This window comes from Achromobacter sp. ACM04 (assembly GCF_014851465.1).
GTDB lineage: Bacteria > Pseudomonadota > Gammaproteobacteria > Burkholderiales > Burkholderiaceae_B > Achromobacter > Achromobacter aegrifaciens.
In genome coordinates this window covers 2235194-2261632 of sequence record NZ_JACUZS010000001.1, presented here as the reverse complement: position 1 = coordinate 2261632, position 26439 = coordinate 2235194, and the positions used below count along the sequence as shown (strand labels likewise).

Annotated in this window: 20 protein-coding genes; 12 read left to right on the top strand and 8 right to left on the bottom strand. The window is 66.3% G+C overall.

The window, feature by feature from the left end; genetic code table 11:
* Nucleotides 1–71: 71 nt before the first annotated feature.
* Together acnA and IB259_RS10495 are read right to left on the bottom strand one after the other, a co-directional pair.
* Nucleotides 72–2777 carry an aconitate hydratase AcnA gene (gene acnA / locus IB259_RS10500; protein WP_054452985.1) on the bottom strand — a complete coding sequence of 902 codons (2706 nt, stop codon included), beginning with the start codon at nucleotides 2775–2777 and terminating at the stop codon, nucleotides 72–74.
* 268 nt (nucleotides 2778–3045) lie between these two features.
* Entirely contained in the window at nucleotides 3046–3975 is a 930-nt protein-coding gene (locus tag IB259_RS10495; RefSeq protein WP_082400873.1) for a LysR family transcriptional regulator, read from the bottom strand.
* Between the two features lie 148 nt (nucleotides 3976–4123).
* Between IB259_RS10495 and IB259_RS10490 the strand changes: the two genes are divergently transcribed.
* The 3 genes from IB259_RS10490 to IB259_RS10480 are packed head-to-tail and all read left to right on the top strand — an operon-like array spanning nucleotide 4124 to nucleotide 7544.
* Nucleotides 4124–5011, top strand: a complete 888-nt coding sequence (locus IB259_RS10490) for an SDR family oxidoreductase (RefSeq protein ID WP_054453670.1) — start codon at nucleotides 4124–4126, stop codon at nucleotides 5009–5011.
* A complete protein-coding gene (locus IB259_RS10485) occupies nucleotides 5008–6510 on the top strand; it encodes an AMP-binding protein (RefSeq protein ID WP_054452983.1) in 1503 nt (500 codons plus the stop codon). The genes IB259_RS10490 and IB259_RS10485 overlap by 4 nt, the downstream gene beginning before the upstream one ends.
* A 47-nt stretch (nucleotides 6511–6557) precedes the next feature.
* Nucleotides 6558–7544 (top strand): tripartite tricarboxylate transporter substrate binding protein, encoded by a 987-nt coding sequence (locus IB259_RS10480; RefSeq protein ID WP_192328778.1) that lies wholly within the window; start codon nucleotides 6558–6560, stop codon nucleotides 7542–7544.
* A gap of 45 nt (nucleotides 7545–7589) precedes the next feature.
* Here the strand turns inward: IB259_RS10480 and IB259_RS10475 are convergent, their stop codons facing one another.
* Complete coding sequence (locus tag IB259_RS10475) at nucleotides 7590–8423, bottom strand: FadR/GntR family transcriptional regulator (protein ID WP_054452979.1); 834 nt, start codon at nucleotides 8421–8423, stop codon at nucleotides 7590–7592.
* Between the two features lie 320 nt (nucleotides 8424–8743).
* On the opposite strand from IB259_RS10475, the gene IB259_RS10470 reads away from it, so the two are divergent.
* The 8 genes from IB259_RS10470 to IB259_RS10435 all read left to right on the top strand — a co-directional run bounded on the left by IB259_RS10470 (nucleotide 8744) and on the right by IB259_RS10435 (nucleotide 18635).
* On the top strand, nucleotides 8744–9943 hold the full coding sequence (locus IB259_RS10470) for an ABC transporter substrate-binding protein (protein ID WP_054452977.1): 1200 nt from the start codon (nucleotides 8744–8746) through the stop codon (nucleotides 9941–9943).
* 89 nt (nucleotides 9944–10032) lie between these two features.
* Complete coding sequence (locus IB259_RS10465) at nucleotides 10033–10890, top strand: branched-chain amino acid ABC transporter permease (RefSeq protein ID WP_054452975.1); 858 nt, start codon at nucleotides 10033–10035, stop codon at nucleotides 10888–10890.
* Nucleotides 10890–11879, top strand: a complete 990-nt coding sequence (locus IB259_RS10460; protein ID WP_054452973.1) for a branched-chain amino acid ABC transporter permease — start codon at nucleotides 10890–10892, stop codon at nucleotides 11877–11879. The genes IB259_RS10465 and IB259_RS10460 overlap by 1 nt, the downstream gene beginning before the upstream one ends.
* Complete coding sequence (locus IB259_RS10455) at nucleotides 11876–12655, top strand: ABC transporter ATP-binding protein (protein ID WP_192328775.1); 780 nt, start codon at nucleotides 11876–11878, stop codon at nucleotides 12653–12655. The genes IB259_RS10460 and IB259_RS10455 overlap by 4 nt, the downstream gene beginning before the upstream one ends.
* Nucleotides 12652–13350: an ABC transporter ATP-binding protein gene (locus tag IB259_RS10450; RefSeq protein WP_054452969.1), complete on the top strand. Its 699-nt coding sequence runs from the start codon at nucleotides 12652–12654 to the stop codon at nucleotides 13348–13350. The genes IB259_RS10455 and IB259_RS10450 overlap by 4 nt, the downstream gene beginning before the upstream one ends.
* A gap of 39 nt (nucleotides 13351–13389) precedes the next feature.
* Nucleotides 13390–14673 carry a Zn-dependent hydrolase gene (locus IB259_RS10445; protein WP_119450006.1) on the top strand — a complete coding sequence of 428 codons (1284 nt, stop codon included), beginning with the start codon at nucleotides 13390–13392 and terminating at the stop codon, nucleotides 14671–14673.
* Nucleotides 14670–16178 (top strand): M81 family metallopeptidase, encoded by a 1509-nt coding sequence (locus IB259_RS10440; protein ID WP_192328772.1) that lies wholly within the window; start codon nucleotides 14670–14672, stop codon nucleotides 16176–16178. The genes IB259_RS10445 and IB259_RS10440 overlap by 4 nt, the downstream gene beginning before the upstream one ends.
* Before the next feature lie 252 nt (nucleotides 16179–16430).
* Nucleotides 16431–18635 (top strand): TonB-dependent siderophore receptor, encoded by a 2205-nt coding sequence (locus tag IB259_RS10435; RefSeq protein ID WP_054452964.1) that lies wholly within the window; start codon nucleotides 16431–16433, stop codon nucleotides 18633–18635.
* A 16-nt stretch (nucleotides 18636–18651) separates the two neighbouring features.
* Here the strand turns inward: IB259_RS10435 and IB259_RS10430 are convergent, their stop codons facing one another.
* The 3 genes from IB259_RS10430 to IB259_RS30985 all read right to left on the bottom strand — a co-directional run bounded on the left by IB259_RS10430 (nucleotide 18652) and on the right by IB259_RS30985 (nucleotide 23814).
* Nucleotides 18652–19251 carry a hypothetical protein gene (locus IB259_RS10430; RefSeq protein ID WP_054452962.1) on the bottom strand — a complete coding sequence of 200 codons (600 nt, stop codon included), beginning with the start codon at nucleotides 19249–19251 and terminating at the stop codon, nucleotides 18652–18654.
* A gap of 201 nt (nucleotides 19252–19452) precedes the next feature.
* The gene (gene acnB, locus IB259_RS10425; protein WP_192328769.1) at nucleotides 19453–22044 is read right to left on the bottom strand and encodes a bifunctional aconitate hydratase 2/2-methylisocitrate dehydratase; all 2592 of its coding nucleotides are present in this window, start codon (nucleotides 22042–22044) and stop codon (nucleotides 19453–19455) included.
* 141 nt (nucleotides 22045–22185) lie between these two features.
* Nucleotides 22186–23814, bottom strand: a complete 1629-nt coding sequence (locus IB259_RS30985) for an FxLYD domain-containing protein (protein ID WP_225596793.1) — start codon at nucleotides 23812–23814, stop codon at nucleotides 22186–22188.
* Between the two features lie 285 nt (nucleotides 23815–24099).
* Here IB259_RS30985 and IB259_RS10410 point away from each other — a divergent pair, with 285 nt between their 5' ends.
* A complete protein-coding gene (locus tag IB259_RS10410) occupies nucleotides 24100–24864 on the top strand; it encodes a sulfite exporter TauE/SafE family protein (protein WP_054452957.1) in 765 nt (254 codons plus the stop codon).
* A 30-nt stretch (nucleotides 24865–24894) separates the two neighbouring features.
* Here the strand turns inward: IB259_RS10410 and IB259_RS10405 are convergent, their stop codons facing one another.
* Nucleotides 24895–25335, bottom strand: a complete 441-nt coding sequence (locus IB259_RS10405) for a CBS domain-containing protein (RefSeq protein ID WP_054452955.1) — start codon at nucleotides 25333–25335, stop codon at nucleotides 24895–24897.
* 81 nt (nucleotides 25336–25416) lie between these two features.
* Nucleotides 25417–26322 carry a LysR family transcriptional regulator gene (locus tag IB259_RS10400; RefSeq protein WP_054452953.1) on the bottom strand — a complete coding sequence of 302 codons (906 nt, stop codon included), beginning with the start codon at nucleotides 26320–26322 and terminating at the stop codon, nucleotides 25417–25419.
* Nucleotides 26323–26439: the final 117 nt, after the last annotated feature.

The window sequence follows — 26439 nt, the reverse complement described above, 5'->3', positions numbered from 1 at the left end:
CCGCGCAGGCCGCAATGAAAATGGCCCGGGAACCTCGCGGTTCCCGGGCCATTGCCTTGCCTGTCAGAAGATCAGGCAGCCAGCAGCTGGCGCAGCACGAAGGGCAGGATGCCGCCGTGCTGGTAGTAGTCCACCTCGATCGGGGTGTCGATGCGCAGCAGCACCGTGACGTCCTGCTTCGATCCGTCCTTGCGGGTGATCGTCAGCGTCACGTCCTGCATCGGCTTGATGCCGTTTTCCAGACCGGAAATGTCGTAGGTTTCCTCGCCGGTGATGCCCAGCGACTGCACGCTGTCCGCGCCCTTGAACTGCAGGGGCAGCACGCCCATGCCGACCAGGTTGCTGCGGTGGATGCGTTCGAAGCTGCGGGTGATCACGGCCTTCACGCCCAGCAGCTGGGTGCCCTTGGCCGCCCAGTCGCGCGACGAGCCGGTGCCGTACTCTTCGCCGCCGAACACCACGGTGGGGGTGCCCGCGCCGACGTACTTCATGGCTGCGTCATAGATGGACATCTGTTCGCCGGTGGGCTGGAACAGGGTGTCGCCGCCCTCGAAGCGGCTGCCGTCCGGCAGCGCCGGAATCATGAGGTTCTTGATGCGCACGTTGGCGAAGGTGCCGCGCATCATGATTTCGTGGTTGCCGCGGCGTGAGCCGTAGCTGTTGAAGTCGGCCTTCATGACGCCGTTTTCCTTCAGCCACTTGCCCGCGGGCGAGGTCTCCTTGATGGAGCCGGCCGGCGAGATGTGGTCGGTGGTGACCGAGTCGCCGAACACGCCCAGCGCACGGGCGTTCTTGACCGTCGGCATCGCGCCCGGCGTCATGCCGAAGCCGTCAAAGAAGGGCGGCTCGGCGATGTAGGTGGAATCAGGCCAGTTGTACGTGTCGCCGGTCACGCCCTTGATGTTCTCCCAGAGTTGGCCGGGATTGCTCTTGACCTGGCCGTAGTTGGCCTCGAAGGCCTTGGGATCCAGGGCGTACTTCAGCAGCGATTCGATTTCCTCGGTGGTCGGCCAGATGTCGCCCAGCCACACGTCGCCGTTCTTGCCGCGGCCCACGGGCTCGGTCATCAGGTCGCGCGTGACGGTGCCGGCCAGGGCGTAGGCCACGACCAGCGGGGGCGAGGCCAGGAAGTTGGCCTTGATGTTCGGGTGGATGCGGGCCTCGAAGTTGCGGTTGCCCGAGAGCACGGCCGAGCAGATCAGGTCGTTGCCGGTGATGGCTTCGTTCAGGTCCGGGGTCAGGTCGCCGGCGTTGCCGATGCAGGTCGTGCAGCCGTAGGCGGCCACGTCGAAGCCCAGCTTTTCCAGGTAGGGCAGGAGACCCGTCTTGGTCAGGTATTCGGTGACCACGCGCGATCCGGGGGCCAGCGAGGTCTTGATGTGCTTGGGCACCGTCATGCCGGCTTCCACGGCCTTCTTGGCCAGCAGGCCGGCCGCCAGCAGCACGCTGGGGTTGGAGGTGTTGGTGCAGGACGTGATGGCGGCGATCAGGACGTCGCCGTTCTTGACCTGGGTGCCAGCGCTGGTGGTGAAGGTCTGGCCCAGCTTTTCGGCGGGCTGATTGAAGCCGTTTTCAGCGACCGGCTTGGAGTACAGGTCGATGAAGGTGTTCTTGACGTTGCCGATCTCGATGCGGTCCTGCGGACGCTTCGGGCCCGCCAGCGACGGCGCGACCGTGGACAGGTCCAGCGTCAGCAGCTTGGTGAAATTGATGTCCTTTGCCTTGGGCACGCCGAACATCTTCTGGGCCTTGAAATAGGCCTCGAAGGCGGCGATTTCGTCTTCGGTGCGGCCGGTGCCGCGGAAGTAGTCAATGGTGCGCTCGTCGACCGGGAAGAAGCCCATGGTGGCGCCGTACTCCGGCGCCATGTTGCCGATGGTGGCGCGTTCGGCCACCGACAGGCTGGCGGTGCCTTCGCCGCAGAATTCGACGAACTTGCCCACCACCTTCTCGCGGCGCAGCATTTCGGTGATGGTCAGCACCAGGTCGGTGGCGGTGACGCCGCCGCGCAGCTTGCCCTTGAGTTCCACGCCGACCACGTCGGGGGTCAGGAAGTACACGGGCTGGCCCAGCATGCCGGCCTCGGCTTCGATGCCGCCCACGCCCCAGCCCACCACGCCGATGCCGTTGATCATGGTGGTGTGGCTGTCGGTGCCCACCAGGGAATCCGGGTAGTAGACGTTGTTCTTCTTGTCCAGGTGCACGCCGCGCGCCAGATATTCCAGGTTGACCTGGTGGACGATGCCGAAGCCCGGAGGCACGACGCCGAAGGTGTCGAACGCCTGCATGCCCCACTTCATGAACTGGTAGCGCTCTTGGTTGCGCTTGAATTCCAGCTTCATGTTCAGGTCCAGCGCATTCTTGGTGCCGAAGTAGTCGATCATGACCGAGTGGTCCACCACCAGGTCCACCGGCACCAGCGGCTCGATGCTCTTGGGGCTCTTGCCCATCTTGTCGGCCACGGAACGCATGGCGGCGATGTCGGCGAGCAGCGGCACGCCGGTGAAGTCCTGCAGCACCACGCGGGCCACCACGAAAGGAATTTCGTCTTCGCGCTTGGCATTGGCCTGCCAGTTCGCCAACTGCTTGACGTGCTCTTCGGTGACCTTCTTGCCGTCGCAGTTGCGCAGCACGGATTCCAGCACGATGCGGATCGAAACCGGGAGCCGCTGCACGTCGATGCCGAGGGACTTGCCCAGCGCCGGCAGCGAATAGTACTGACAGGATTTATTGCCGATCTTGAAATTCTTGAGGGTGTCTAGGGTGTTGTGCGGCATGATGGACTCCGTGGTTTTGCCCGGTTGAAGCCGGCATTTTCTGGCGTTTTTGCGCATTTGTCATTCTATGTGAGACTGGCGCCTGCGCGGCCGTATGTCTTATATCTTATATAAGACTTGAGCGAACCGCCAAAGTTCCCCTACTGCGATCAGGGGCGGGCGGCCGTTGGCCCAAACCGATACTCTGGCCGAGGCGTGCGCGGGTCGCAAGCCTCTTTTATCAAGAAAGTCCTACGCGGATGTTGCGGCCCTTCGAGGGAAGGCGGGTCTACGCAAGGAATTCGCGGAGCAGCACGGTCAGCTCGCTGCGCAGGAAATCGACGACCGCGCGCTGGGCGGTCGATGGATAAGGGTTGGGCGTGGTCAGGATGAACAACTTGTCGCCTGGCCCCAGGGCTTGGTATGCGGGCAGCACCGGCGTCAGCCGGCCCGCGGCAAGGTCCTCATGCACCACGTAGGCCGGCAGCAGCGCGACGCCCGCGCCGGCGCGCGCGGCTTGCGCCAGGAACGGGAAGTACTCTGATTGCAGCCGCGGCGCGAGCTTGGCCTCATGCAGCTGGTCCTTGCGCCGCAGCCGCAGCGTGACCTGGGGCCTGGGGTCGGGCGGGCCCAGGAAGTGCAGGCGGCCGAGATCGCGCGGATGAGCCGGCGGGCCGAACTGCTGCAGATAGGAGGGCGCCGCGCACAGCACCCATTTGACGTCGCCCAGCGCGCGCGCCACGTAATCCTGCGGCGGGGTCGTCATGACCCGCAATGCCACGTCGATTTCCGACGAAATCAGGTCGCTCACCCGGTTTGAGAACAGCACGCGCAAGGTCAGCGACGGATGGCGCAGGGCGAAGCTCACCAGCAGCGGACGCAATTGGTCCAGTTCCCCCAATCCGGTGGGGATGCTCAGCCGGACGTGGCCCGCGGGCTCGGATCCGAGCTTCTGCAACGCATGGCGGGCGGATTCGACTTCGTGCGCCATGCGCGCGCCGTGCTCGTACAGCACAGAGCCTTGTTGCGTCAGTTCCAGCCGCCGGGTGCTGCGGCGGATGAGCTGGGCGCCGAAGGCGCGTTCCAGCTTCTGCAGATTGCGGCTTACGTGCGAACGGGTCACGCCGTGGCGCACCGCCGCCTCGCTCAAGGTGCCGGCGTCGACGATGGTGACGAACAGCTGTATCAGGTTGAGGTCCAGCGCGGGCAGGGCGGGCATGCGCAGTCCTATTGTTGACTGTGAGGAAACATAGTTTACGCAAGCTGCGGGATTGTCGCGGCGTGGCGGCGGTTGATATTCTGGCCACCATCGCAAAGGAGACCAGACCATGCCCCAAAACCCATCCGGCGGGATGTCCCCGCAAACCATGTTCCGCGCCGATCTATTTCGCGGCGAGCGCATCCTCGTCACCGGGGGCGGCACCGGCCTGGGCTACGCCATGGCCGAGCGCCTGGCGTCGTTGGGCGCTGCGCTGCACCTGTGGGGACGCCGCGCCGCCGTGCTGGAAGAAGCCGCCGCCGGGCTGCGCGCACGTTACGGCGCCGAGGTCCACGTTCAGGCGGTGGATATCCGGGATGCCGAGGCCGTGGACGCCGCCGTCGACGCCATCTGGACCGGGCACGGTCCGCTGACGGGCCTCATCAACAACGCCGCGGGCAATTTCATCAGCCCCACTGAAAAACTGTCGCCGCGCGGCTTCAACGCCATTGCCGACACCGTGTTCCGCGGCACCTTCTACACGACCCAGGCCGTGGGCAAGCGCTGGATCGCGCAAGGCACGGGCGGGGCGGTGCTGTCCATCGTGGTGACCTGGGTCTGGACCGGTTCGCCGTTCGTGGTGCCCTCGGCCATGTCCAAGGCCGGCATAGACGCCATGACCAAGTCGCTGGCCATCGAATGGGGCCGCCACGGCATCCGGCTGAACGCCATCGCGCCGGGCGTGATTCCGACCGAAGGGGCCAGCGCGCGGCTGCGGCCCAAGGACTCGGGCGCGGACGCGCAGACGCAGCAGAATCCGATGAGGCGCCTGGGCACCGGACATGACATCGGCGAGCTGGCGGCCTTCCTGCTGAGTCCGGGCTATGACTGGATCAACGGCCAGACCATTGCGCTGGACGGCGGCGACTATCTGGCCAACGGCGCTTACTTCAAGCAGTACGCGGAATGGAGCGACGCGGACTGGGCCGCCGCGCGCCAGGCCATCGAAGCGCGCACCGCGCAGGACAAGGCGCAGCGCAGCACGGGGGGCGCATGACAGGCAGCACCATCCACGCGGGCGGCGACCGCCTGTCGGGCGCGGCGCTGGCCGCACGCGGCGAACAGGTTGCCGCCGGGCTGGCGGCAATGGGCGTGCGGGAAGGCGACGTGATCGCCGTGCTATTGCGCAACGGCCTGCCTTATCTGGAGATCATCCAGGCCTGCAAGCGGCTGGGCTGCTACTACTGCCCGATCAATTGGCATTTCACCGCGGCGGAAGTGGCATTCCTCATCGAAGACAGCGGCGCCCGCCTGCTGGTCGCGCACGACGACCTGTGGCTTCCGCTGCGCGATGCGCTGCCCGCCGGCCTGCCGGTGCTGCTGGCCGGTCCCGGCGCGGCGCAATCAGGGCATGCCGACTACGACGCCTGGCGCGACCGCCAACAGCCCTACGACGGCCCGCGCGTGGCGCCGCGCGGCCATATGGCCTATACCTCGGGCACCACCGGCCGGCCCAAGGGCGTGGTGCGCGCGCCGTTCCCGCTGGAACACCTGGGGCGCCACCTGCAACAGGTCGAAGCGGTGGTGGAGGCGGCCTACGGCCTGCGCCCGGGATCGCGCGCGCTGCTGCCCGCGCCGATCTACCACAGTGCGCCCAGCGTATTCGCGCAGGTCGCCCTGCGGGTCTGCGAGACCTTCGTGCTGACGGACAGGTTCGATCCCGTGGAAGTCCTGCGCCTGATCGAGGCGCATCGCATCGATACGGTATATCTGGTGCCCATCATGTACGTGCGCCTCTTGAAGCTGGACGCCGCCACCCGCGCGGCGCACGACCTGTCGTCGCTGCGCTTCGTGGCCTCGACCGGCGCGCCCTGCGCGCCGGAAATCAAGCGCGCCATGATCGAATGGCTGGGACCGGTCATCCATGAAACCTATGCGTCGAGCGAGGCGGGCATGGTCACCGTCATCGATTCGCACGAAGCGCTCGCCCGTCCCGGTAGCGCCGGCCGGCCTATCGGCGGCGCGCAGGTCAGGATCTATGGCGAAGACGGATCGCCCTGCGCGGCGGGCCAGGTCGGGCGGATCTACGTGCGCCAGCCGGCCTACGCGGACTTCACCTATCGCAACAACCCGCAGGCCCGCGCCGACGTGGAGAAGGACGGACTCATCGGTCTGGGCGACCTGGGCTATCTGGACGCGGACGGCTATCTCTATGTGTGCGACCGCGAATCGGACCTGGTGATCTCGGGCGGCGTGAACATCTATCCCGCCGAGGTCGAGCACCAGCTGATGCAGTATCCGGGCGTGGCGGATTGCGCGGTGTTCGGGGTGCCCGACGACGAATATGGCGAGCGGCTGATGGCGCTGGTGCAGCCCTCGGCGGGCGCCGCGCCCGACCCCGAGGCGCTGAGGCTATGGCTGGGTGAACGGATCGCGCGCTACAAGGTGCCGCGTGAACTGCAACTGCGCGCGGAACTACCGCGCGACGACAACGGGAAGATCGCCAAGCGCCGGCTGCGCGCCGAATTCTGGGCGGGCAGGCAGCGCCAGGTATAGCAGGGCGGCGCATCGCCGCAACAACAAAACCCACAAGGGAGACAGGCATGGCAATCAGGCTGAACCTCAGGCTGCGTCGCATCGCGACCGCGGCGATCGTCGCGCTCGCGGCTCCGGCCGCCGCGCTGGCGGCATTTCCGGACAAACCGGTCAAACTGGTCGTGCCCTATACGCCGGGCGGCTCCGCGGACCAGTTGTCGCGGGTGCTGGCCGAAGGCATGTCGCGCGACCTTGGGCAACCCGTGGTGGTGGAGAACAAACCCGGCGCCAATACCATGGTCGCGGCGACCCAGGTGGCCAGGTCGGCGCCGGACGGATACACGGTTTTCCTCGCCAGCAACGCCAGCATGGTGCTCAATCCCATGCTTTATCAACGCATCGCCTATGACGCCGCGCGCGACTTCCGCGTGTTCGGCATCGCTGCCGAGCTGCCGCTGGTGGTCGTGGCGAACAACGAGGTCCCAGCGGGCACGCTGGCCGAGTTCGTCACTTATGCCAAGGCCCGGCCCGGCAAACTGAACTACGCCTCCGTGGGCATAGGCAATCCGCTGCAGTTGGCGACCGAACTGCTGAAATCGCGCACGGGCATGGACGTGGCGCATATCCCGTATAACGGCAGCGCGCCGGCCCTGACCTCGCTGATGGGCAATGACACGCAGCTCATGGTGGACGTGATCAGCACCTCGCTGCCGCTGGTGCGGGAACGCAAGATCAAGGCGCTGGCCGTCACGACCAGCGAGCGGCTGGCCGTGCTGCCGGAGGTGCCGACCGTGGCGGAAAGCGGCTTTCCGGGATTCCGCGCCGCCACCTGGTTCGGTCTGGCCGTGCCGCGCGCCGTGCCGCAGGCCGAAGCGCAGCGCTTGCAGGCGGCGCTGGACAAGGTGCTGAAGGATCCGGGATTCCGCGGCCGTTTTGAACCCCTGGGCCTGGTGATCCAGGCGCCCCGCAGCCAGGCAGAAATCGATGCCTACGTGCAGGAAGACCGCCAGCGCTGGGGCGCGGTGATCGAAGCCAATCACATCAAGCTGGACTGAGGCGGCAACGGCCGCCTGGCCCACGCCGCCTGGCCGTCGGCGCCGTCAGGCCTTCTTGCCGCCGCGGCGCGCCTTGCGCGTGACATTGCGCCGCGACATCTCTGAATCCAGGATCAACCGGCCTTCGAGCTTGCCGTGCATGCGCTTGACCGAACGCATCGCGTCCTGCATGTGTTCGCTCATCAAGTCGCGCACCTTTTCCACGTCGCGCTCGCGCGCCGCAGCCAGGATCTTGCGGTGAAAGCCCGTATTGGCGCTGCCGAAACGCTGCTGCTCGGATAGCGGCATCTCGTTGTCGAACACGGTCAGCTGCCGGATCATTTCGTTGGTCATCTCGCAGCTGAAGCGCAGGAACGGGTTGGGGCAGGCCGCCGCGAAGATGTCGTGGAAATTGATTTCTTCCTGGCGCTGCGCCAGCGGGTCATCGACGTGCTCGGCCGACGGATCGCAGCAGGCGATGTTCTCCTCCAGCGCAGCGAAATGCGCGTCCGTCAGGAACGGCACCGCGCTGGCCGCGAGCTCGGGCTCCAGCAGCTTGCGCACCTGGTAGATGTCCTCGATCCGCACTTCCTTGAAGAACAGGTAGTTCTGCATCAGCTGGAAGGTGCGGTCCAGCGGCACCTCGACCACGGTGCCGCCGCCGCCCGGTCCGGTGCTGACCTTGACCAGCCCCTGCACCTCCAGCGACTTGAGCGCTTCGCGCATGGTGCTTTTGCTGACCGAGAACATGCTTTGCAGCTCGCTTTCGCGCGGCAGCTTGTCGCCCGGCAACAGGTTCTTGGCCGTGATCAGCCGCTTGATCTCTTCGGCGACCAGGTCGCTGCGCTTGGGCGGACTCGACGCGCCCGCGGCTTGTAGGTCGTGACTGTTGAACGCCATTGCGTTCCTCCGTTGCTGCGTGGTGTGCGCGGGGCATGCCCCGGGCGGGTTCTGCGCGGACCCCGGGTTATACCTGATGCGCCCGCTATTGACAGAGCCGGCTCGCCAAACTGATCATGATAATAATCCTATTTATCATGATAAATAGGATGGTAGTCGCAGTATAGGCATGAGCGCCGGGACTTGCGAATACGCCCACGCGGCGGCAGCCCTGGCACGGGAGCTTGGAGCAGACAGAGTCGGAATGGGGACGCGCATGGTGCGCGCTCGACATCGTCAATATGCCGCGGCACCGCCAGCGGCAGCCAGGGAGAACCATCTTGAATCGCCGCAACCTGCTGAAATTGGCCGCGCTTGGCGCCGTGCCCGGATCACTCTGGACCGCCCGGTCCGCGCTGGCGCAAGCCGACGCCATCCAGTTCGGGTGTCCGGTGCCCATGTCGGGCGCCTTTGCCGCCAACGGCAAATACGCCGACCTGGGCATGAAACTGGCGCTGGAGCAGTATGGCCGCGCGCTGGACCGGCCGCTGGCCTATACCGTGCTGGATACCGAGGGCAAGCCGGCCACGGCGGTGCGCAAGGTCCAGGAAGTCTCGCAACAGAAGGGCGTCAAATTCTTCGCCGGCGGCATCCTGTCGTCCGAAGCGCTGGCCATGGGCAAGGAAGTCGAGCGCGCCGGCGGCGTCTTCATCACCACCGCGGGCGCGGACGAAATCACCGGCAAGGACTGCAACCGGGCCACCTTCCGCTGGTCCGTGCCCACCTTTGGCGCCATCGAGCAGACCGTGCGTCCCTTGCTCGAAAAGCTGCCCAACGCCAAGCGCTGGTACACCATCACGCCGCAATACGTGTTCGGCGACGGCCTGCTCAGCGCGGCCAAGGCGATCTTCAAGGAAAAGGGCATCGAGCATGTGGGCAACAGCTATCACTCGCTGACCGAGAAGGAATTCAGCGGCTACCTCACCAACGCCATGGCCGCCAAGCCGGACGTGCTGCTGATCCTGAACTTCGGCTCGCAGTCCTCCGACACGCTGCGCCAGGCCGTCAGCTTCGGCATGAAGCAGAACTGCACCATCCTGGTGGCCTGGGCTTCGGGCCTGGAACAGTTCGAAGGCCTGGGCGCGGACCTGTGCGAAGGCGTGTACTTCGGGGCGCAGTACTGGCACGGCATCGACTCGCCGCTCAACAAGGAACTGGTACAGCTGTCCCGCGACAAGACGCGCGCCAATCCCAATTACAGCCTGGCGGGCTCCTACATCTGCACCCGCATCATGCTGGACGCCATCGCCCGGGCCGGCAGCGCCGACCCGGCCAAGGTGATCGCCGTCATGGAGGGCATGGCCTACGAGGGCCTGACGGGCAAGGAGGAAATCCGCAAGGAAGACCACCAGGTCCTGAAGAACTACTACCTGCTCAAGGGCCGCGCCAAGAAGGACATGAAGGACAAGGACGATTACGCCGAGATCGTGCATAGCGGCCGTTCCTTCCTGCCGCCCGCGGAAACCGGCTGCAAGCTGTAGCCCGCCCCTGAGGCGGGCGGCCGTGGGCGCGCCGCGTCCGCGGCCGCCGCGCGCCCCGCGGCCTTCCGTTACCTCCATCGGGCATACCCATGAACGTCTATCTCCTCCAGATCATCAATGGGATCGGGGTAGGCATGCTGTACTTCCTTCTGGCAGTCGGCCTGTCCATCGTCTTCGGTCTGTTGCGCTTCGTGAACTTCGCCCACGGGGCGTTCTATCTGCTGGGCGCCTACTTCTGTTTCCAGGCCATCCAATGGGGCCTGAATTTCTGGCTCGCGCTGGCCATCGTGCCGCTGTTGGTGGGCGCCGGCGCCTGGGTCGTGGAGAAAGTGCTGCTGCGCCACGTCTACGCGCAGGCGCATGAATTCCACATCCTGATCACCGTCGGCCTGGCGCTGGTCCTGCAGGAACTGGTCATCGTGATCTGGGGGCCGATAGGCGACAACGTCGCCGCACCCTCGGCCCTGCAGGGCGTGGTCATGTGGGGCAGCTTCATCTATCCCAAGTACCGTCTGTTCGTGATCGGCTTCACCGCTGTCTTCTCGTTGCTGCTCTGGTATGTGCTGGAAGGCACGCGGCTGGGCAGCGCGGTGCGCGCGGGCAGCGAATCGACCGAAATGGTGTCGATGCTGGGCATCAATGTGTTCCGCATGTTCAGCCTGGTCTTCGCGCTGGGCGCGGCGACCGCCGCCCTGGCCGGGGTGTTGGCCGCGCCCATACGCGGCGTCGAACCCTTCATGGGCATCGAGGCCCTGGGCATCGCCTTCGTCATCGTGGTGGTGGGCGGCATGGGCAGCTTCTTCGGCGCGCTGGTCGGCGGCCTCCTGATCGGCGTGGTGCAGAGCGTGATGAGCACGCTCTGGCCGGAAGGCGCGCGGCTGATGATCTATGTGGCGATGGCGGCGGTGCTGCTGCTGCGTCCCCACGGCCTGATGGGGAGAGGATGATGACGCGCTTGAAATCTCATGCCCAATTGCTGCTGGCGCTGGCCGTGGTGCTGCTGTTGCCGCTGTGCATGCAGTCGGGCTCGCTGGCCACGGAAGTGCTGATCTACGCGCTGGCGGTGCTGGGCTGCAATCTGCTGCTGGGTTTCACCGGGCTGTTGTCGTTCGGCCAGGGCATCTTCTTCGGCCTGGGCAGCTATGCCGTCGGCATCCTGTTGACGCGTACCGGCCTGCCGATGCCGCTGGCGTTGCTGGCGGCGATGGCGGTGGGCGCGCTGGGCGCGACGCTGGTGGGCTGGTTCGCCATCCGCCAGCGCGGCACCTACTTCGTGATGCTGACGCTGGCCTTCGCGCAGATGTTCTACTTCCTGGCGTACAGCCTGCCTGACCTGACCGGCGGCGACAATGGCCTGCTGGACGTGCCGCGTCCGGCGCTGTCGGTGGCGGGCCTGCAGCTCATGCCGCTGGCCACGCCCTGGCAGTTCTACGCCTTCGTGGCGGTGTGCTTCCTGGCGATATTCTGGCTGCTGCTGCGCGTGACCAACTCGGTGTTCGGCCGCACGCTGCTGGCGATCCGCGACAACGAGGCGCGCGCCATGGCGGTGGGCTACAACGTGCGCCTCTTCAAGTTGGCGGCTTTCGCCATCTCGGGCGCCGTCACCGCGCTGGCGGGCGCCTTCCTGGCGATGATGACCGGCATCGCGCCGCTGTCCAGCATTGAATACCACAGCAGCGAGATGATCCTGGTCATGACGGTCATCGGCGGCACCGGCAACCTGTTCGCTTCAGTGCTGGGGGCAGCTTTCTACGTGCTGTTCGCGGACTGGCTTTCCACCTTGTGGCCGCGCTGGCTGATGCTGCTGGGCTTCCTGCTGATCGCGGTCAGCCTGTTCATGCAGAAGGGGCTGTGGGGGCTGGGAGAACGCATCTGGCTGGCGCTGCGGCGCAAGCCTGCCGGTGGCGAGCCGGCCGCCAAGGAGGGACGCGCATGAATCCGCAACATTCCGCGCCGCTGCTGCAGGCCAGGGGCATCGTCAAGCGCTTCGGCAAGTTCGTGGCCCTGCATGGGGTCGATCTGCAAGTGCAGCCGCGCACGGTGCACTCCGTCATCGGCCCGAACGGCGCGGGCAAGACCACACTGTTCCATACGCTGACGGGCACCTTGCGCACCAGCGAGGGCAGCATCGTGTTCGACGGCCATGACGTGACGCAGGAGGCCGATTATCAACGGGTGCAGCGCGGCATCGCGCGCTCTTTCCAGGTCACCAGCCTGTTCGCCAACCTGCCGGTGCAGGAGAACCTGCGGCTGGCGGCGCAGGGCGCGCATCGCGCCGGCGCCTTCGACTGCTGGCATCCGCCCACCGGCCCGCGGGCGCAGCGCGAGATCGTCGACGCGGCGCTGGAACGGCTGGGCCTGTCGCGGCTGGCCAAGGTGGCGGCGGGCGCGCTGTCGCACGGCCAACAGCGGCGCCTGGAAGTGGGCATGGCGCTGGCCGCCCGGCCGCGCGCGATTTTCCTGGACGAGCCCACCTCGGGCATGGGGGTGGACGACCTGGATGAGATGAAGCGCTTGATCCGCAGCCTGCGCGACGATCACACGGTGGTGCTGATCGAGCACAACATGAACATCGTGATGGATATCTCCGACACGATCACCGTGATGCAGCAGGGCCGCGTGCTGGTCGAAGGCACGCCTGCTGCGATCCGCAGCGACGAGCGGGTGCGCGCCGCGTACCTGGGCAACATGATCACGGGAGGCCGGGCATGATGCTGCATGTCGACGCCGTACACAGCTATTACGGCAAGAGCCATATTCTGCAAGGCGTGTCGCTCGAGCTGCCGCAGGGCGAGGTGATCACGCTGCTCGGGCGCAACGGCGCGGGCAAGTCGACCACGCTCAAGACCATCGCCGGCGTGATCGCGCCCAAGGGCGGCGCGGTGCGCTACGGCGGACGCGACATCGCCGGGCTGCCGGCGCACAAGATCGCGTCCATGGGGATCTGCCTGGTGCCCGAGCACCGCGGCATCTTCAAGCTGCTGACGGTCGAGGAAAACCTCAAGCTGGGCATGCGCCGCGATTCGCCCTGGCAGCTGGAAGACGTCTACCGCATCTTTCCCCGCCTGAAGGAGCGGCGCAGGAACGGCGGCGGCCAGTTGTCCGGCGGCGAACAGCAGATGCTGGCCATCGGGCGCGCGCTCATGAACCATCCGCGCGTGCTGATGCTGGACGAGCCGGTCGAAGGCCTGGCGCCGGTGATCGTCGAGGAGATCGTGGCGCAGATCAAGTCCATCAAGCAGGCCGGCGTCACCATCCTGCTGGTGGAGCAGAACCTGGAAGTCTGCACGCAGCTGGCCGACCGTCATTTCATCATCGAGCAGGGATCCATCGTCTACCAAGGCAGCAACGCGGCCTTCATGGCGGACGAAAACGTGAAGGACCGATACCTGGGCGTGGGCGTCTAGGGACCGCCTGCGCCGCGCAACCGAAGCAAGGGAAACACCATGGAAATGAACACATTGGAGGCCGTCAGCGGCATCCGCATCGATGGCAGCCGCCTCTGGAATTCGCTGATGGAATTGGCCCGCATCGGCGCCACCGACAAGGGCGGCGTGTGCCGGCTGGCGCTGAGCGACCTGGACCGGCAGGGCCGCGACCTGGTCTGCGCCTGGGCTCGTGAGCTGGGCTGCAGCGTGCGCGTGGACGCCATCGGCAACATCTTCATGCGTCGTCCCGGCCTGCGCGATGACTTGCCCGCCGTGATGACCGGCAGCCATATCGACACCCAGCCCACCGGCGGAAAATTCGACGGCAACTATGGGGTGCTTGCAGGCATCGAGGTCCTGCGCACGCTGCACGAACGCGGCATTGCCACCGAGGCGCCGCTGGAAGTGGTGGTGTGGACCAACGAGGAAGGCTCGCGCTTCGTACCCGTGATGATGGGTTCCGGCGTGTACGCCGGCGCTTTCACGCTGGAGCACGCGCTGGCTGCGCGCGACCGCGACGGCGTCAGCGTGGATGAAGCGCTGCGCGCCATCGGCTACGCCGGTCCGGAACCCGCGCGGCCCGGGGATGTCGGCGCCTACTTCGAGGCACACATCGAGCAAGGCCCCATCCTGGAGGACCGCGGCATCACCATCGGTTCGGTGCAGGGCGCCCTGGGGCAGCGCTGGTACGACGTCGCCATCACCGGCCAGGAGGCGCATGCGGGGCCCACGCCCATGGAACTGCGCCGCGACGCCTTGCTGGCCGCGTCCAGGCTGGTGCTTGAGGTCAACCGGATCGCGCTGGAGCATGCGCCGCATGGCCGCGGCACGGTTGGCTGCATCGACAGCTTCCCGAACTCGCGCAACGTGATTCCCGGCCGCGTGGCGCTTACCGTAGACCTGCGCGCCGCCGACGACGCCACGTTGGACAGCATGGCCGCGGCGTTTGCGCGCGTCTGCGAGGAACTGGCCGAGCCGGGCCGCTTCCAGGTCGACAGCAAGGAGGTCGTGTACTTCCCGCCGCAGCCCTTCGAGCCGCGCCTGGTGCAGGCGATCCGCGACGGCGCGGCCACGCTGGGCCTGGATTCGCTGGACGTGATCAGCGGCGCGGGCCATGACGCCGTCTACATGGCGCGGGTGGCGCCCACCGCCATGATCTTCGTGCCGTGCAAGGACGGCATCAGCCACAACGAGATCGAGGACGCGCAGCCCGAGCACCTGGAGGCGGGCTGCAATGTGCTGCTGCACGCCATGCTGCGCTGCTGCGGGCGCATCCAGTTTTCCGATGGGGGCGCGCAATGAAGGCGCTGATCGCGAGGTTGAACCACGAGACCAACACCTTCTCGCCGGTTCCCACGCCGCTGTCCGCCTTCGGCAACGGCGGCCCCGCCTACGATGCGGCGGCCTATGAAGAGAACAAGGGCAAGCGCACCGCGATGTCTGCGTTCATCGACCTGGCCGAAGCGCGCGGCGCCGAACTGGTCACCCCCGTGTCGGCCACCGCCTATCCCAGCGGCCGCGTCGATGGCCAGGCCTATGCCGAGCTATGCGACCGCATCGTGGCCGCAGCGCCGGGCTGCGACGTCATCCTGCTGGACCTGCATGGCGCCATGGCGGTGGAGACCACCGATGACGGCGAGGGCGACCTGCTTGAACGGCTGCGCGCCGCCGCGCCTGGCGTGCCGGTTGCCGTGGCGCTGGATCTGCACGGCAACGTCACGCAGAAGATGATGGACAACGCCGACGTCATCGTCAGCTTCAAGACCTATCCCCACATCGACATGTACGAAACCGGCGAACACGCCGGCAGGCTGCTGTTTGCGGGCATCGACGGCCGATGCAAGCCGGTCATGGCGTGGCGCCGGTTGCCGCTGGTGTCGCATTCCCTGCGGAGCAACACGGCCGAAGGCGCCATGCGCGCCGCCGTCGTAGCGGCGCGCCAGGCAGAGGCCGCGGGGGCGCTGGGCGTGTCGGTGCTGGCGGGCTTCGGCCTGGCCGACATCCCGCATCCCTGCGTCAGCGTGGTCGTGGTGGCCGACGGCGACCGCGCCGAGGCGGAGCGCGTGGCGGGCGAGATCGCCTCCCTGATCTGGGAGCAGCGCGACGGATTCTTCTATGACAGCGAGCCACTGGCCGAGTCGCTGGCGCGCGCCAAGATCCTGGCCGAAGGCGCAAGCAAGCCGGTGCTGCTGCTGGACCATGGCGACAATTGCATGAGCGGCGGCACTTGCGACACCCTGGACGTGCTGATGGCCGCGCTGGACGCGGGCCTGGAAGGCATACAGGCGGGGCTGTACTGCGATCCCGAGGCGGTGGCCGAATTGACCCGCGCCGGCGTCGGCGCCACGGTCGAGCTGCCGGTAGGCAACAAGCGCGCCATCGGCGAAATCGGCCGGGAGGCGCAGCCCGTCACGCTGCGCGGCACCGTGCGCGCGCTGAGCAATGGCGAGTACCTGATCACCGGGCCGACCTATACCGGGCAACTGGCCTGCATGGGCCGCAGCGCGGTGCTGGACATAGGCGCCGCGCAGCTGGTGCTGACCGAGCAGACCCACGAACCCTGGGATCTGGGCGTGTTCCAGAGTCTTGGACTGGATCCGTCCCGCGCCCGTTACGTGCTGGTGAAGTCGCGCATGTACTGCCGCCCGGTGTTCGTGCCGATCTCCCAGGCGCTGGTCGAATGTGACAGCCCCGGCGTGACCAGCTCCGACTGGTCGCTGTTCGAATTCCGCAGACGCGCGCGGCCGCTGTACCCGCTGGAACCCATGGCGGCGGCGGACTACGATCCTCGCGCGGGCGGCCGATAGACCCGCCGGAAAGAGCAGGGCGCCACAAGCGGCAGCTGTGGCGCCCGGGCAACGAACATTCTCAAACAAAAAGTAACATAAATGAGAATGATTCCGTTTGCCGTAGAATGGGGCGCTCAGCAATTCCAGTCCCCTTTGGTGCAGCCGGCCCGGCAAGGCCCTGGCCTTCCGGCACATTCCAGACGCATCCGTAATTCTTAGTGCGCGCGTGACCCCATCGGGATTTTGATCTCTGCCTGCGAACTTCCCGACATGAAAATCCGAACTCTTGCCTGCATGGCCGCCGCGCTGCCGTGCTATCTCCCCGTTGTCCACGCCCAATCCGCGTCCGATCAGGCCGGCTCCGTCGTTTCCATGGACGCCATCAAGGTCGAAGCCAGCGCCGATGCCTCGGCCGGCGGCCTGGCCGAACCCTTTGCCGGCGGGCAGGTCGCCCGGGGCGGCCGCGTCGGTTTGCTGGGTACGCAGGACCTGATGGACACGCCATTCAGCATCACCAGCTACACCAATGAACTGATCCAGGACCGGCAGGCCCGCAGCGTGGGCGACGTGCTGCAGAACGACCCGGGCGTGCGCGTGGCGCGCGGCTTCGGCAACTTCCAGGAGTCGTACTTCATCCGCGGCTTCATCCTGGGTTCGGACGACGTGGCCTACAACGGCCTCTACAGCCTGCTGCCGCGCCAATACATCGCCACCGAACTGTTCGAACGCGTGGAGGTTCTGCGCGGCGCGTCCACCTTCCTGACGGGCGCGGCGCCCGGCGGCGGCGGCATCGGCGGGGTGATCAACCTGGTGCCCAAGCGCGCACCGAACGAACCTCTGACCCGTGTTACCACCGGCGTGTCCAGCGGCGGGCAGTTCCAGTTGTCCACCGACATTGCTCGCCGCTTTGGCCCGGGCGACAGCACCGGCATCCGGCTCAACGCCGCACAGCGCAGCGGCGATACCGGTATCGACGATGAACATTCCCGTACCAGCCTGGTATCGCTGGGCCTGGATTGGCGTTCGGCCGACACCCGTTTGTCTGCCGATATCGGCTGGCAGGAGAACAAGCTCAAGCGCGCGCGTCCCAACGTGACGCTGGGCGCCGGCGTCACCAAGGTGCCCGACGCGCCCGACGCCAGCTCCAACTATGCGCAGCCCTGGTCGTATTCGAACGAGCGCGACGTCTTCGGCACCGTGCGCGGCGAACATGATTTCAGCGACAAGCTGACCGCCTACGCGGCCTTTGGCATGCGCCGCAGCGATGAAGCGAATTCGCTGGGCAACGTCACGCTGACCAACGGCAGCACGGGGGCGGGCACCTTCTACCGCTTCGACAATACCCGCGAAGACAGCGTGAACACGGGCGAACTGGGCCTGCGCGGCAAACTGCGCACGGGGCCGGTAGGCCACGAGTTCGTCGTGTCGGCATCCTTCTTCGACCTGAAGAAGAAAAATGCCTATGTGATGGACTGGCAGAACACGTATCCCACCAATATCTACAACCCGATTTCGTATGACAAGCCGCCATTCAGCGCCACCGCGCTGCGTGGCAACGACCTGGACGATCCGGCACTGCAAGGCCGCACCCGCCTGAGCAGCTACGCCATCGGCGACACGCTGTCGTTCCTGGACGACAAGGTGCTGCTCACGGCGGGCATCCGCCATCAGCGCTTGTCGCAACGCGACTACGCGTACAACACGGGCAAGGAAAACGGCGCCTACGACGCCAGCCATAATTCGCCCGCCGCGGGCCTGGTCGTCAAGGTCGCGCCCAGCGTTTCGCTGTACGCGAACTACATCGAGGCGCTGGTCGCGGGACCGACCGCCCCGGCCAATGCCGGCGGCAAGCCGGTGCCCAACGCCGGCCAGAGCCTGCCGCCCTTCGTCTCCAAGCAGAAGGAAATCGGCGCGAAGTATGAAGGCGACGGACTGGGCGCGGGACTCGCGCTGTTCTCGACCGACAAGCCGCGCGCCATGTACAACGCCAGCAACGAACTGACCACGTCCGGCAAGGACCGCCATCAGGGCGTGGAGCTCACCATGTACGGCGAGCCCGTCAAGAGCGTGCGCCTGTTGGGCGGCCTGACTTGGCTGGACGCCACGCAGCGCTCCACCGGCAACCCGTCCATCGACGGCAACCGCGTAATCGGCGTGCCGCGCTTCCAGGCGAACATGGGCGTGGAATGGGACATCCCCGGCGTGCCGGGCCTGGCGGTGGATGGCCGCGTGGTCTATACCGGTTCGTCCTACGCGGACGACGCCAACACGCTCAAGGTGCCGGGCTGGACCCGCTTCGATGCGGGCCTGCGCTACATGATGGACGTGGACGGCCACGTCGTGACCCTGCGCGCCCGCGTGGACAACATCGCCAACCGCAACTACTGGTCGTCGGTGGGCGGTTATCCGGGCAACGGCTATCTGGTGCTGGGCGGACCGCGCACCTTCTCGCTCAGCGCGAGCATGGACTTCTGAGTTCAGGCGGCGGCGTTCACCAGAACCAGCCGCCGCGCGTGAGGTCGCTCTCGCAGCTCTTGTACTGCGCGGCGAACTTCTGGGCCCGTGCCTGCACTTTCTGCGACACGGTCTTGAGCCAGGCCTTGCGGTCGTAGCTGCGGTTGCGGTAGCCGGTCCAGCCTTCGTGGTAGTTCAGGTATTGGCCATAGGCGTCGGACTTGGACACGCCGTTGATGCGCTGGGTCTTGTTCATGTACCAGCCCATGAAATCCAGCGCGTCGGCGAAGTCGTCGCGGCTGGAGCCCCAGCCGCCGGCATCTTTCTTGTAGTCGTCCCAGGTCTCGTCCTTGACCTGGGCGTAACCGTAGGCGGAACTGACGCGTCCCCAGGGGATGAAGCCCAGGAAGTAATAGCGCGGCGGCACGGCGTCATGCTTGAAGGAGGACTCCTGGTACATCATGGCCATGGGCACCGGCACGGGCGCACCCCATTTCTTCTGCACCTTCAGGGCGGCATCGTGCCAGTCCGGCTTTTCGCGAAAGATGGCGCAGATGTTCTCGGGATTCGAGGGCGGCGCGGTGGCGCAGCCGGCAAGCGCCAGCAATAGCAGCGGCGGCAGCAAAAGCCGGGTCATTGGCGGTCTTCCTCCGGAGATCGGGGCAGGGTTGGGGGCGGATGTCACAAGTTACCGCGATTGTATGAAAACGTATCGCGAAAAAAGTTCCGTCCCTGAAATTCTCCGACCTGTGCCGCATGCGCCAGGCAAAGAAAAACGGCCCCGGATTGCTCCGGGGCCGTGTTGCAGGCGATGCAGCCAGGCTGCGCTGCCCGATGCTTAGACTTCGATGACGTCAGCCACGTCCTTGTAGTCCGCGATCTTGTCGAAGTTCAGGTACTGGTAGATCTGGTCGCCGCTCTTGTTGATGACGCCCATGTCGGCCATGTACTCGTCCTTGGTCGGGATGCGGCCCAGCTTCGAGCAGATGGCGGCCAGTTCGGCCGAACCCAGGTACACGTTGGTGTTCTTGCCCAGGCGGTTCGGGAAGTTGCGGGTGCTGGTCGACATGACGGTCGCGCCTTCGCGCACCTGTGCCTGGTTGCCCATGCACAGCGAGCAGCCCGGCATTTCCGTGCGGGCGCCGGCGGTGCCGAACACGCCGTAGTGGCCTTCCTCGGTCAGCTGGGTGGCGTCCATCTTGGTCGGGGGGGCGACCCACAGCTTGACCGGGATGTCGCGCTTGCCTTCCAGCAGCTTGGAGGCTGCGCGGAAGTGGCCGATGTTGGTCATGCAGCTGCCGATGAACACTTCGTCGATCTTGGCGCCAGCGACTTCCGACAGCGTCTTCACGTCGTCAGGGTCGTTCGGGCAGGCCACGATGGGCTCGTGCACGTCGGCCAGGTCGATCTCGATCACGGCGGCGTACTCGGCGTCGGCGTCCGGCTCCAGCAGCTTGGGGTCGGCCAGCCAGGCTTCCATGGCCTTGATGCGGCGGCCCAGCGTGCGCTCGTCTTCGTAACCGTTGGCGATCATCCACTTCAGCATCACGATGTTGCTGTTGATGTACTCGATGATCGGTTCCTTGTTCAGGCGCACCGAGCAGCCGGCGGCCGAACGTTCGGCGGAAGCGTCCGACAGTTCAAAGGCTTGTTCGACCTTCAGGTCGGGCAGGCCTTCGATTTCCAGGATGCGGCCGGAGAAGATGTTCTTCTTGCCTTGCTTGGCAACCGTCAACAGGCCTTGCTTGATGGCGTACAGCGGGATCGCGTTGACCAGGTCGCGCAGGGTCACGCCGGGTTGCAGCTTGCCCTTGAAGCGGACCAGCACCGATTCCGGCATGTCCAGCGGCATCACGCCGGTGGCGGCGGCAAAGGCGACCAGGCCCGAGCCGGCCGGGAACGAGATGCCGATGGGGAAGCGGGTGTGCGAGTCGCCGCCGGTGCCGACGGTGTCGGGCAGCAGCATGCGGTTGAGCCACGAGTGGATCACGCCGTCGCCCGGACGCAGCGAGACGCCGCCGCGGGTGCTGATGAATTCCGGCAGCGTGTGGTGCGTCTTGACGTCCACGGGCTTCGGGTAGGCGGCGGTGTGGCAGAACGACTGCATCACCAGGTCGGCCGAGAAGCCCAGGCAGGCCAGGTCCTTCAGCTCGTCGCGGGTCATGGGGCCGGTGGTGTCCTGGCTGCCGACCGAGGTCATCTTCGGTTCGCAGTAGGTGCCCGGGCGGATGCCCTTGCCTTCGGCCAGGCCGCAGGCGCGGCCGACCATCTTCTGGGCCAGCGTGTAACCGCGGCCGGTGTCGGCCGGGTCCTTGGGCAGGCGGAACAGCGTCGAGGCCGGCAGGCCCAGCGCTTCGCGAGCCTTGGCGGTCAGGCCGCGGCCGATGATCAGCGGAATGCGGCCGCCGGCGCGCACTTCGTCGAACAGCACGTCGGACTTCACTTCGAATTCGGCGATGACTTCGCCGTTCTTCAATGCCTTGCCTTCATAGGGGCGCAGTTCGACCACGTCGCCCATTTCCATCTTGGAAACGTCGAGTTCGATCGGCAGGGCGCCGGCGTCTTCCATGGTGTTGTAGAAGATCGGGGCGATCTTGTTGCCCAGGCACACGCCGCCGAAACGCTTGTTCGGCACGAAGGGGATGTCTTCGCCGGTGAACCACAGCACCGAGTTGGTGGCCGACTTGCGCGACGACCCCGTACCCACCACGTCGCCGACGTAGGCGACCAGGTGGCCCTTTTCCTTCAGGGATTCGATGAACTTGACCGGACCGCGCTTGCCGTCTTCTTCCGGTTCGAACGCGGCGCCGTCGCGCTTGTTCTTCAGCATCGCCAGGGCGTGCATCGGGATGTCGGGGCGGGTGGTGGCGTCGGGAGCCGGCGACAGGTCGTCGGTGTTGGTTTCGCCAGGCACCTTGAAGACGGTGATGGTCAGGCTCTGCGGCAGTTCCGGACGGCTGGTGAACCATTCGGCGTCGGCCCAGCTTTGCATCACGGACTTGGCGTTGGCGTTGCCCTTGTCCGCCTTTTCCTTCACGTCGTGGAAGGCGTCGAACATCAACAGGGTCTTCTTCAGCGCATCGGCGGCGATGGTGCCGATTTCAGCGTCGTCCAGCAGGTCGACCAGCGGGCCAATGTTGTAGCCGCCCAGCATGGTGCCGAGCAGTTCAGTCGCCTTGGCGCGGCTGATCAGCGCACAAGCTTCCTTGCCCAGCGCCACGGCAGCCAGGTACGAAGCCTTGACCTTGGCGGCGTCGTCCACGCCGGCGGGCACGCGGTGGGTCAGCAGGTCGACCAGGTTCTGCTCCTCGCCAGCGGGCGGGTTCTTGAGCAGTTCGATCAGTTCAGCGGTTTGTTTGGCCGTAAGGGGCAGCGGGGGGATCCCCAGAGCCGCGCGTTCGGCAACGTGTTGGCGGTAATTATCCAGCATGTGAGGCCTGCTCAAAGTCGGGTTGGAAGAAGGGTTGTTCGCCGAATTGTAGAGGGAACAGGGGGACGCAAGCAAATGTCTTATATCTTATATAAGACTTGGGCCCATAGCTGTTGCTTAAGGGCGACGCAGGACGGCACCCTAGCGCGGCCCGGCGTCGTACACCACGCCCACCCGGGCGAAGTTGCCGCCGTATTGCTTGACGTCGACCTGGAACGGCGCGCTTTCCTCCGGCTTGAGCTTGGGCAGCCGCAATTCCTGGAAAACCGCGCCGGTCAGCTTGTCCTGGGCGTCGTAAAGGCTGATCCAGACCTTGACGTTCTCGACCTCGGCCTGGCTGTCATTGCGCACGCGGCCGTGCACGGTCACGTACTTGTAGCGGAAGCGGTGGGTGAAGTTCAGGGTGCCGGTGCCGACCTGGGCCTCGGTGTTCTCGACCGTGACCGCTAGCTTGGGGCGCGGGCCGGGCAGGGCGGCGCGCTTGGCGGGCAGCCAGTCGGTCTTGACCTCGGTATAGCGGTCGACGCGGCCGGTCAACGCCACCGGCACCCGCTCGCCGGGGTACAGGCGCGCCGGCAGGCTCCAGCTCTGGCGCAGGTCCAGCCGGTTGGAACCGTCGAACACCGTAATGTTGGCTTTCGGCGACAGGACGACGTACTGGTCGCTGGTGTTGACCAGTTCGGCGTACAGGACCGGGCGCTCGATCTCGTCGAGCAGGCGGCGCGGCGCGGACAGCTTGAGCGCGCTGGCGTCGAACAGCGCGAAGTCCGGATCCAGCAGTTCCGCGGTCGTCAGGCGCACGTGCTCGATGATTCGCGGGTCGGCCGGGCTGACGCGCACGATGCGGCTGGCGGGCGTTTCCGCCTTGGACGCGGCAGACGCTGCGGTGTGGGTCTCGCTTTGCACCATGTAGTCGTAGGTGGCGACCCGGCCCTCGGTCAGCATCTCGCAGCGCACGTCAAAGGAGGTCAGCGCGTTCGGCGCCAGCGGGCTGGCGGCGCCGTAGCCGTTGCCGGTGCCGATCAGCTTGCCGTCCTCGCCGTACAGCATCACCGTGATCTGGCTGCTGTTGGCCTCGTTGGCGCCGTTGTTCTTCAAGAGGCCGACCAGGCGGTAGGCGCCGTCGTTGCGCACTAGCTGCACCTTGCTGGCGGCCACGTCGTTGTTCCTGTCCCGCGCCAGCGTCGGCTGCGAGACCTGCAGCGTATAGCGGCTGTAGGCCTGGCTGGGCGTGGAGATGATGACAGGCGTGTACTCGCCCGGCTGCAGCGAACGCGCCGGCGCCGAGCCGGAGTTCGACGGCAGCGACAGGTCGCCCTGGAAGAACGAAGCCGTGACGCGCGGCACGTCGATCTTCTTGCCCGTCTCGTTGCGCATGATCATGACCAGCTGCGTGCGGTCGCGGACCCGGATCTCCTGCACGTCCGTCAGCTTGACCAGCGAGGCGTCGATGGGAGGCGGCGCAGGCGGCTGCCGTGTGACGGTCGGTTTGGACCCGATCATGGAGGCGACCAAAGGCACGGCGATTACGGCGGCGACGGCGACTGCCACCGCCGCGATGGCGCGCGGACCGAGCTGCGGCTTGGGAGCCGGCTGCTGCATCCCGCGCAGGATCTTCTCCAGCCGTTGGGCGACGTTGTCTTCGACCAGCGTGACCGCGTGGCAATGGCTGCAGCGGTATTCGTTGGTGTCCAGCTTGGTGAATTGGGCGCTGCCGCAGGTCGAGCAGGTCAGCGTCACCGTGTTGATCGTGGTCTGTTTGGGCGTCATTCTCGCAGCCGTGCGCGCCGTATCCAGACGGCGCGGCGGATGGCGCGGCGGGAGCAAGGCGCAAGGGATTTACAGGGCGGCAAGGATAGCGGCAGGGCGCGCCGGTCATGGTGCACGAGCGCATCCAGTTGTGACAAAATGTGAGTCGGCGCATCCCGGTGCTATGATCGCCGGCGGAAAAAACCCGATCCCAAACCCCTAACGCTGTTCCCCGTCGATCCGCTCCCGCGCCGCGCAACGCGCCGCTCCGGGCAGAGCCGAGGCAGGTCAGGCTCTCCCATTAGCATGAGCATTTCCCAATATTTGCTGTTCCTCGCCTGCGTGGCGCTCGCCACCTATGCGCAGACCATGACGGGCTTCGCCTTCGGGCTGGTGCTGTTGGGCCTGTCGGGCGTGTTCCAGCTGGCTTCCGTGTCCGAAGTGGCCAACGTGGTCAGCGTGCTGTCGCTGGTGAACGCGGCCGTGACGCTGGCACGCGCCAAGCCGCAGGTGAACTGGTCGCTGATGCGGCCCGCGATGGCCAGCAGCCTGGTCGGCGTGGGGGCGGGCGTGGCGGCGCTGGCCTGGATCAGCGGCTCCATGGGCGTGCTGCTGCAACTGCTTTTGGGCTGCACCATCCTGGGCTGCGCGGTGCTGTTGATCGCGCGTGCGCAGCCGCTGGCGCATGTGTCCTCGCGCGGTTCGTTCGTGTTCTTCGGCGCGATTTCCGGCGTGCTGGGCGGATTGTTTTCCAGCGCGGGTCCGCCCATGGTCTATCACCTGTACCGCCAGCCCCTGCCGCTGGCCGCCATCCGCAACAGCCTGCTGATTCTGTTTTCGCTTAACGCGGTCGTGCGCCTGGCGCTCGTGACCGGGCAGGGGGCCTTCATGGCCTCGTCGTTCTGGTTGAGTCTGCTGGCGTTGCCGGTTGTGATCGGCGTCACCTGGGTGGCTCGCCGCTACAGCACGGCGGGCTCGATGAAGACCGTCAAGCGCATGGTGTTCGTGCTGTTGCTGGCGGCCGGCATGGGTTTGATCGTGCCGGCATTCAAGGCGCTCGCGGCGGGCTAGCCGCGAGTCCGTCGCATGGACCGCGCGGCGTCAGCCGCGTTCGCCGGTGATGTAGCGTTCGAGTTCGTGGATGATGAACTTCTGTTCGCTCATGACGTCCTTGACCAGGTCGCCGATGGAAAGCAGGCCGACCAGCTTGCCGTCCTCGATGACAGGCAGATGACGGAAGTGGCGTTCCGTCATCATCGCCATACAGTGTTCGCGCGTGTCCGCGCGGCTGACGTAGTAGACGGAATCGGTCATGATGTCGCGCACCTTCGTGGTACGTGAGGAGCGGTCCTGCAGCACGATCTTGCGGGCGTAGTCGCGCTCGGTCAGCATGCCCAGCACCGCGTCGCCCTGGACCACCACCACGGCGCCGATGCTGCGTTCCGCCATGATTCTGACGGCTTCGAAAACCGACGCGTCGGGTGAAACCGTCACGACGGAATGATTGGCTTTTTCCCTGAGTATCTCAGCAACTGTCTTCACGATGCGCTCCCGGATCGCTGGTGAGGATAAAACCCATGCTCCATCCTAAGCCTGGCGGCCGTGTTGCCGCAAGCGGCGCGCTTATTTCGCGTTCTTGTCCCGGAACGCCTGGCTGGCCATTTCGCGCAGGTTGCGCGTGGCGCTGCGTTCGGTCGCGGGGTTCCATGCCAGCGAAATGCCGATCGTTGCATCCGCGGGAAAATCGGCCAGCGTCTTGTAGACGACGTTGGTGCCGGGCAGGCGCCTGCCGCCGGCTGGTACCAGGGCCACGCCCAGGCCGCTTTCCACCAGGCTGAGCAGCGTCTGCACCTGCACCGCCTCCTGCGTGATGCGGGGCGTGAAGCCGCGTAGCTGGCAGGCGTTGATGGCGGCCATGCGCAGGCCGGCAGCCTCGGTGGCGGTGTACATGATGAAGGCCTCGTCGGCCAGGTCCGCCAGGCGGATGCGGCCGCGCCGCGCGAGCGGATGCGTCTTGGGCACGGCCAGCGCGAAGTTCTCGGTCGTCAGCGGCGCGAGCCGCACGTTCGATCCCATCGCCACCGGCACGCGCACGATGCCGATCTCCAGCGTGTCTTCCTCGAGTTCCTGCATGATGCGTATGGAGGTGGCTTCGCGCAGCACCACGGTGACGCCGGGATAGCGTTGCCGGAACTGCGGCAGGATGCGCGGCAGCACGCCGTGCGTGGCCGAGCCCACGAAACCGATGCGCACGGTGCCGCCTTCGCCCGCGGCGCCGGCGCGCGCCGCCTGCCGGAACTGTTCGGCATGGAACAGGGCGCGGCGCGCCTCGTCCAGCGCGGCCAGGCCGGCTTCGGTGAGTTTCACGCCCTGGCGTCCGCGCAGGAACAGCGGCACTCCCACCATCTCTTCGAGCTTGCGTATCGAGACGGACAGGGGCGGCTGCGACATGTGCAGTTTTTCGGCAGCGCGGTGGAAATTCAGCGTTTCGGCCAGGACCAGGAACTGCTGCAGATGACGGAAATCCATGCGGGCGCTCCAGATGGCATTGGGCATGGATGATATGAAGTTCGTATCGATAGGGGTATTGGTGCTATCCCTTCGGTATCGGGCATTCACGCCGCGCCAGCCCCGGGCACAAGACGG

Bases quoted from the DNA above. Each gene is read 5' to 3' on its own strand.
- acnA (WP_054452985.1), bottom strand. From the start codon at position 2,777: ATGCCGCACAACACCCTAGACACCCTCAAGAATTTCAAGATCGGCAAT.
- IB259_RS10495 (WP_082400873.1), bottom strand. From the start codon at position 3,975: ATGCCCGCCCTGCCCGCGCTGGACCTCAACCTGATACAGCTGTTCGTC.
- IB259_RS10490 (WP_054453670.1), top strand. From the start codon at position 4,124: ATGTTCCGCGCCGATCTATTTCGCGGCGAGCGCATCCTCGTCACCGGG.
- IB259_RS10485 (WP_054452983.1), top strand. From the start codon at position 5,008: ATGACAGGCAGCACCATCCACGCGGGCGGCGACCGCCTGTCGGGCGCG.
- IB259_RS10480 (WP_192328778.1), top strand. From the start codon at position 6,558: ATGGCAATCAGGCTGAACCTCAGGCTGCGTCGCATCGCGACCGCGGCG.
- IB259_RS10475 (WP_054452979.1), bottom strand. From the start codon at position 8,423: ATGGCGTTCAACAGTCACGACCTACAAGCCGCGGGCGCGTCGAGTCCG.
- IB259_RS10465 (WP_054452975.1), top strand. From the start codon at position 10,033: ATGAACGTCTATCTCCTCCAGATCATCAATGGGATCGGGGTAGGCATG.
- IB259_RS10460 (WP_054452973.1), top strand. From the start codon at position 10,890: ATGACGCGCTTGAAATCTCATGCCCAATTGCTGCTGGCGCTGGCCGTG.
- IB259_RS10455 (WP_192328775.1), top strand. From the start codon at position 11,876: ATGAATCCGCAACATTCCGCGCCGCTGCTGCAGGCCAGGGGCATCGTC.
- IB259_RS10450 (WP_054452969.1), top strand. From the start codon at position 12,652: ATGATGCTGCATGTCGACGCCGTACACAGCTATTACGGCAAGAGCCAT.
- IB259_RS10445 (WP_119450006.1), top strand. From the start codon at position 13,390: ATGGAAATGAACACATTGGAGGCCGTCAGCGGCATCCGCATCGATGGC.
- IB259_RS10440 (WP_192328772.1), top strand. From the start codon at position 14,670: ATGAAGGCGCTGATCGCGAGGTTGAACCACGAGACCAACACCTTCTCG.
- IB259_RS10435 (WP_054452964.1), top strand. From the start codon at position 16,431: ATGAAAATCCGAACTCTTGCCTGCATGGCCGCCGCGCTGCCGTGCTAT.
- IB259_RS10430 (WP_054452962.1), bottom strand. From the start codon at position 19,251: ATGACCCGGCTTTTGCTGCCGCCGCTGCTATTGCTGGCGCTTGCCGGC.
- acnB (WP_192328769.1), bottom strand. From the start codon at position 22,044: ATGCTGGATAATTACCGCCAACACGTTGCCGAACGCGCGGCTCTGGGG.
- IB259_RS30985 (WP_225596793.1), bottom strand. From the start codon at position 23,814: ATGACGCCCAAACAGACCACGATCAACACGGTGACGCTGACCTGCTCG.
- IB259_RS10410 (WP_054452957.1), top strand. From the start codon at position 24,100: ATGAGCATTTCCCAATATTTGCTGTTCCTCGCCTGCGTGGCGCTCGCC.
- IB259_RS10400 (WP_054452953.1), bottom strand. From the start codon at position 26,322: ATGGATTTCCGTCATCTGCAGCAGTTCCTGGTCCTGGCCGAAACGCTG.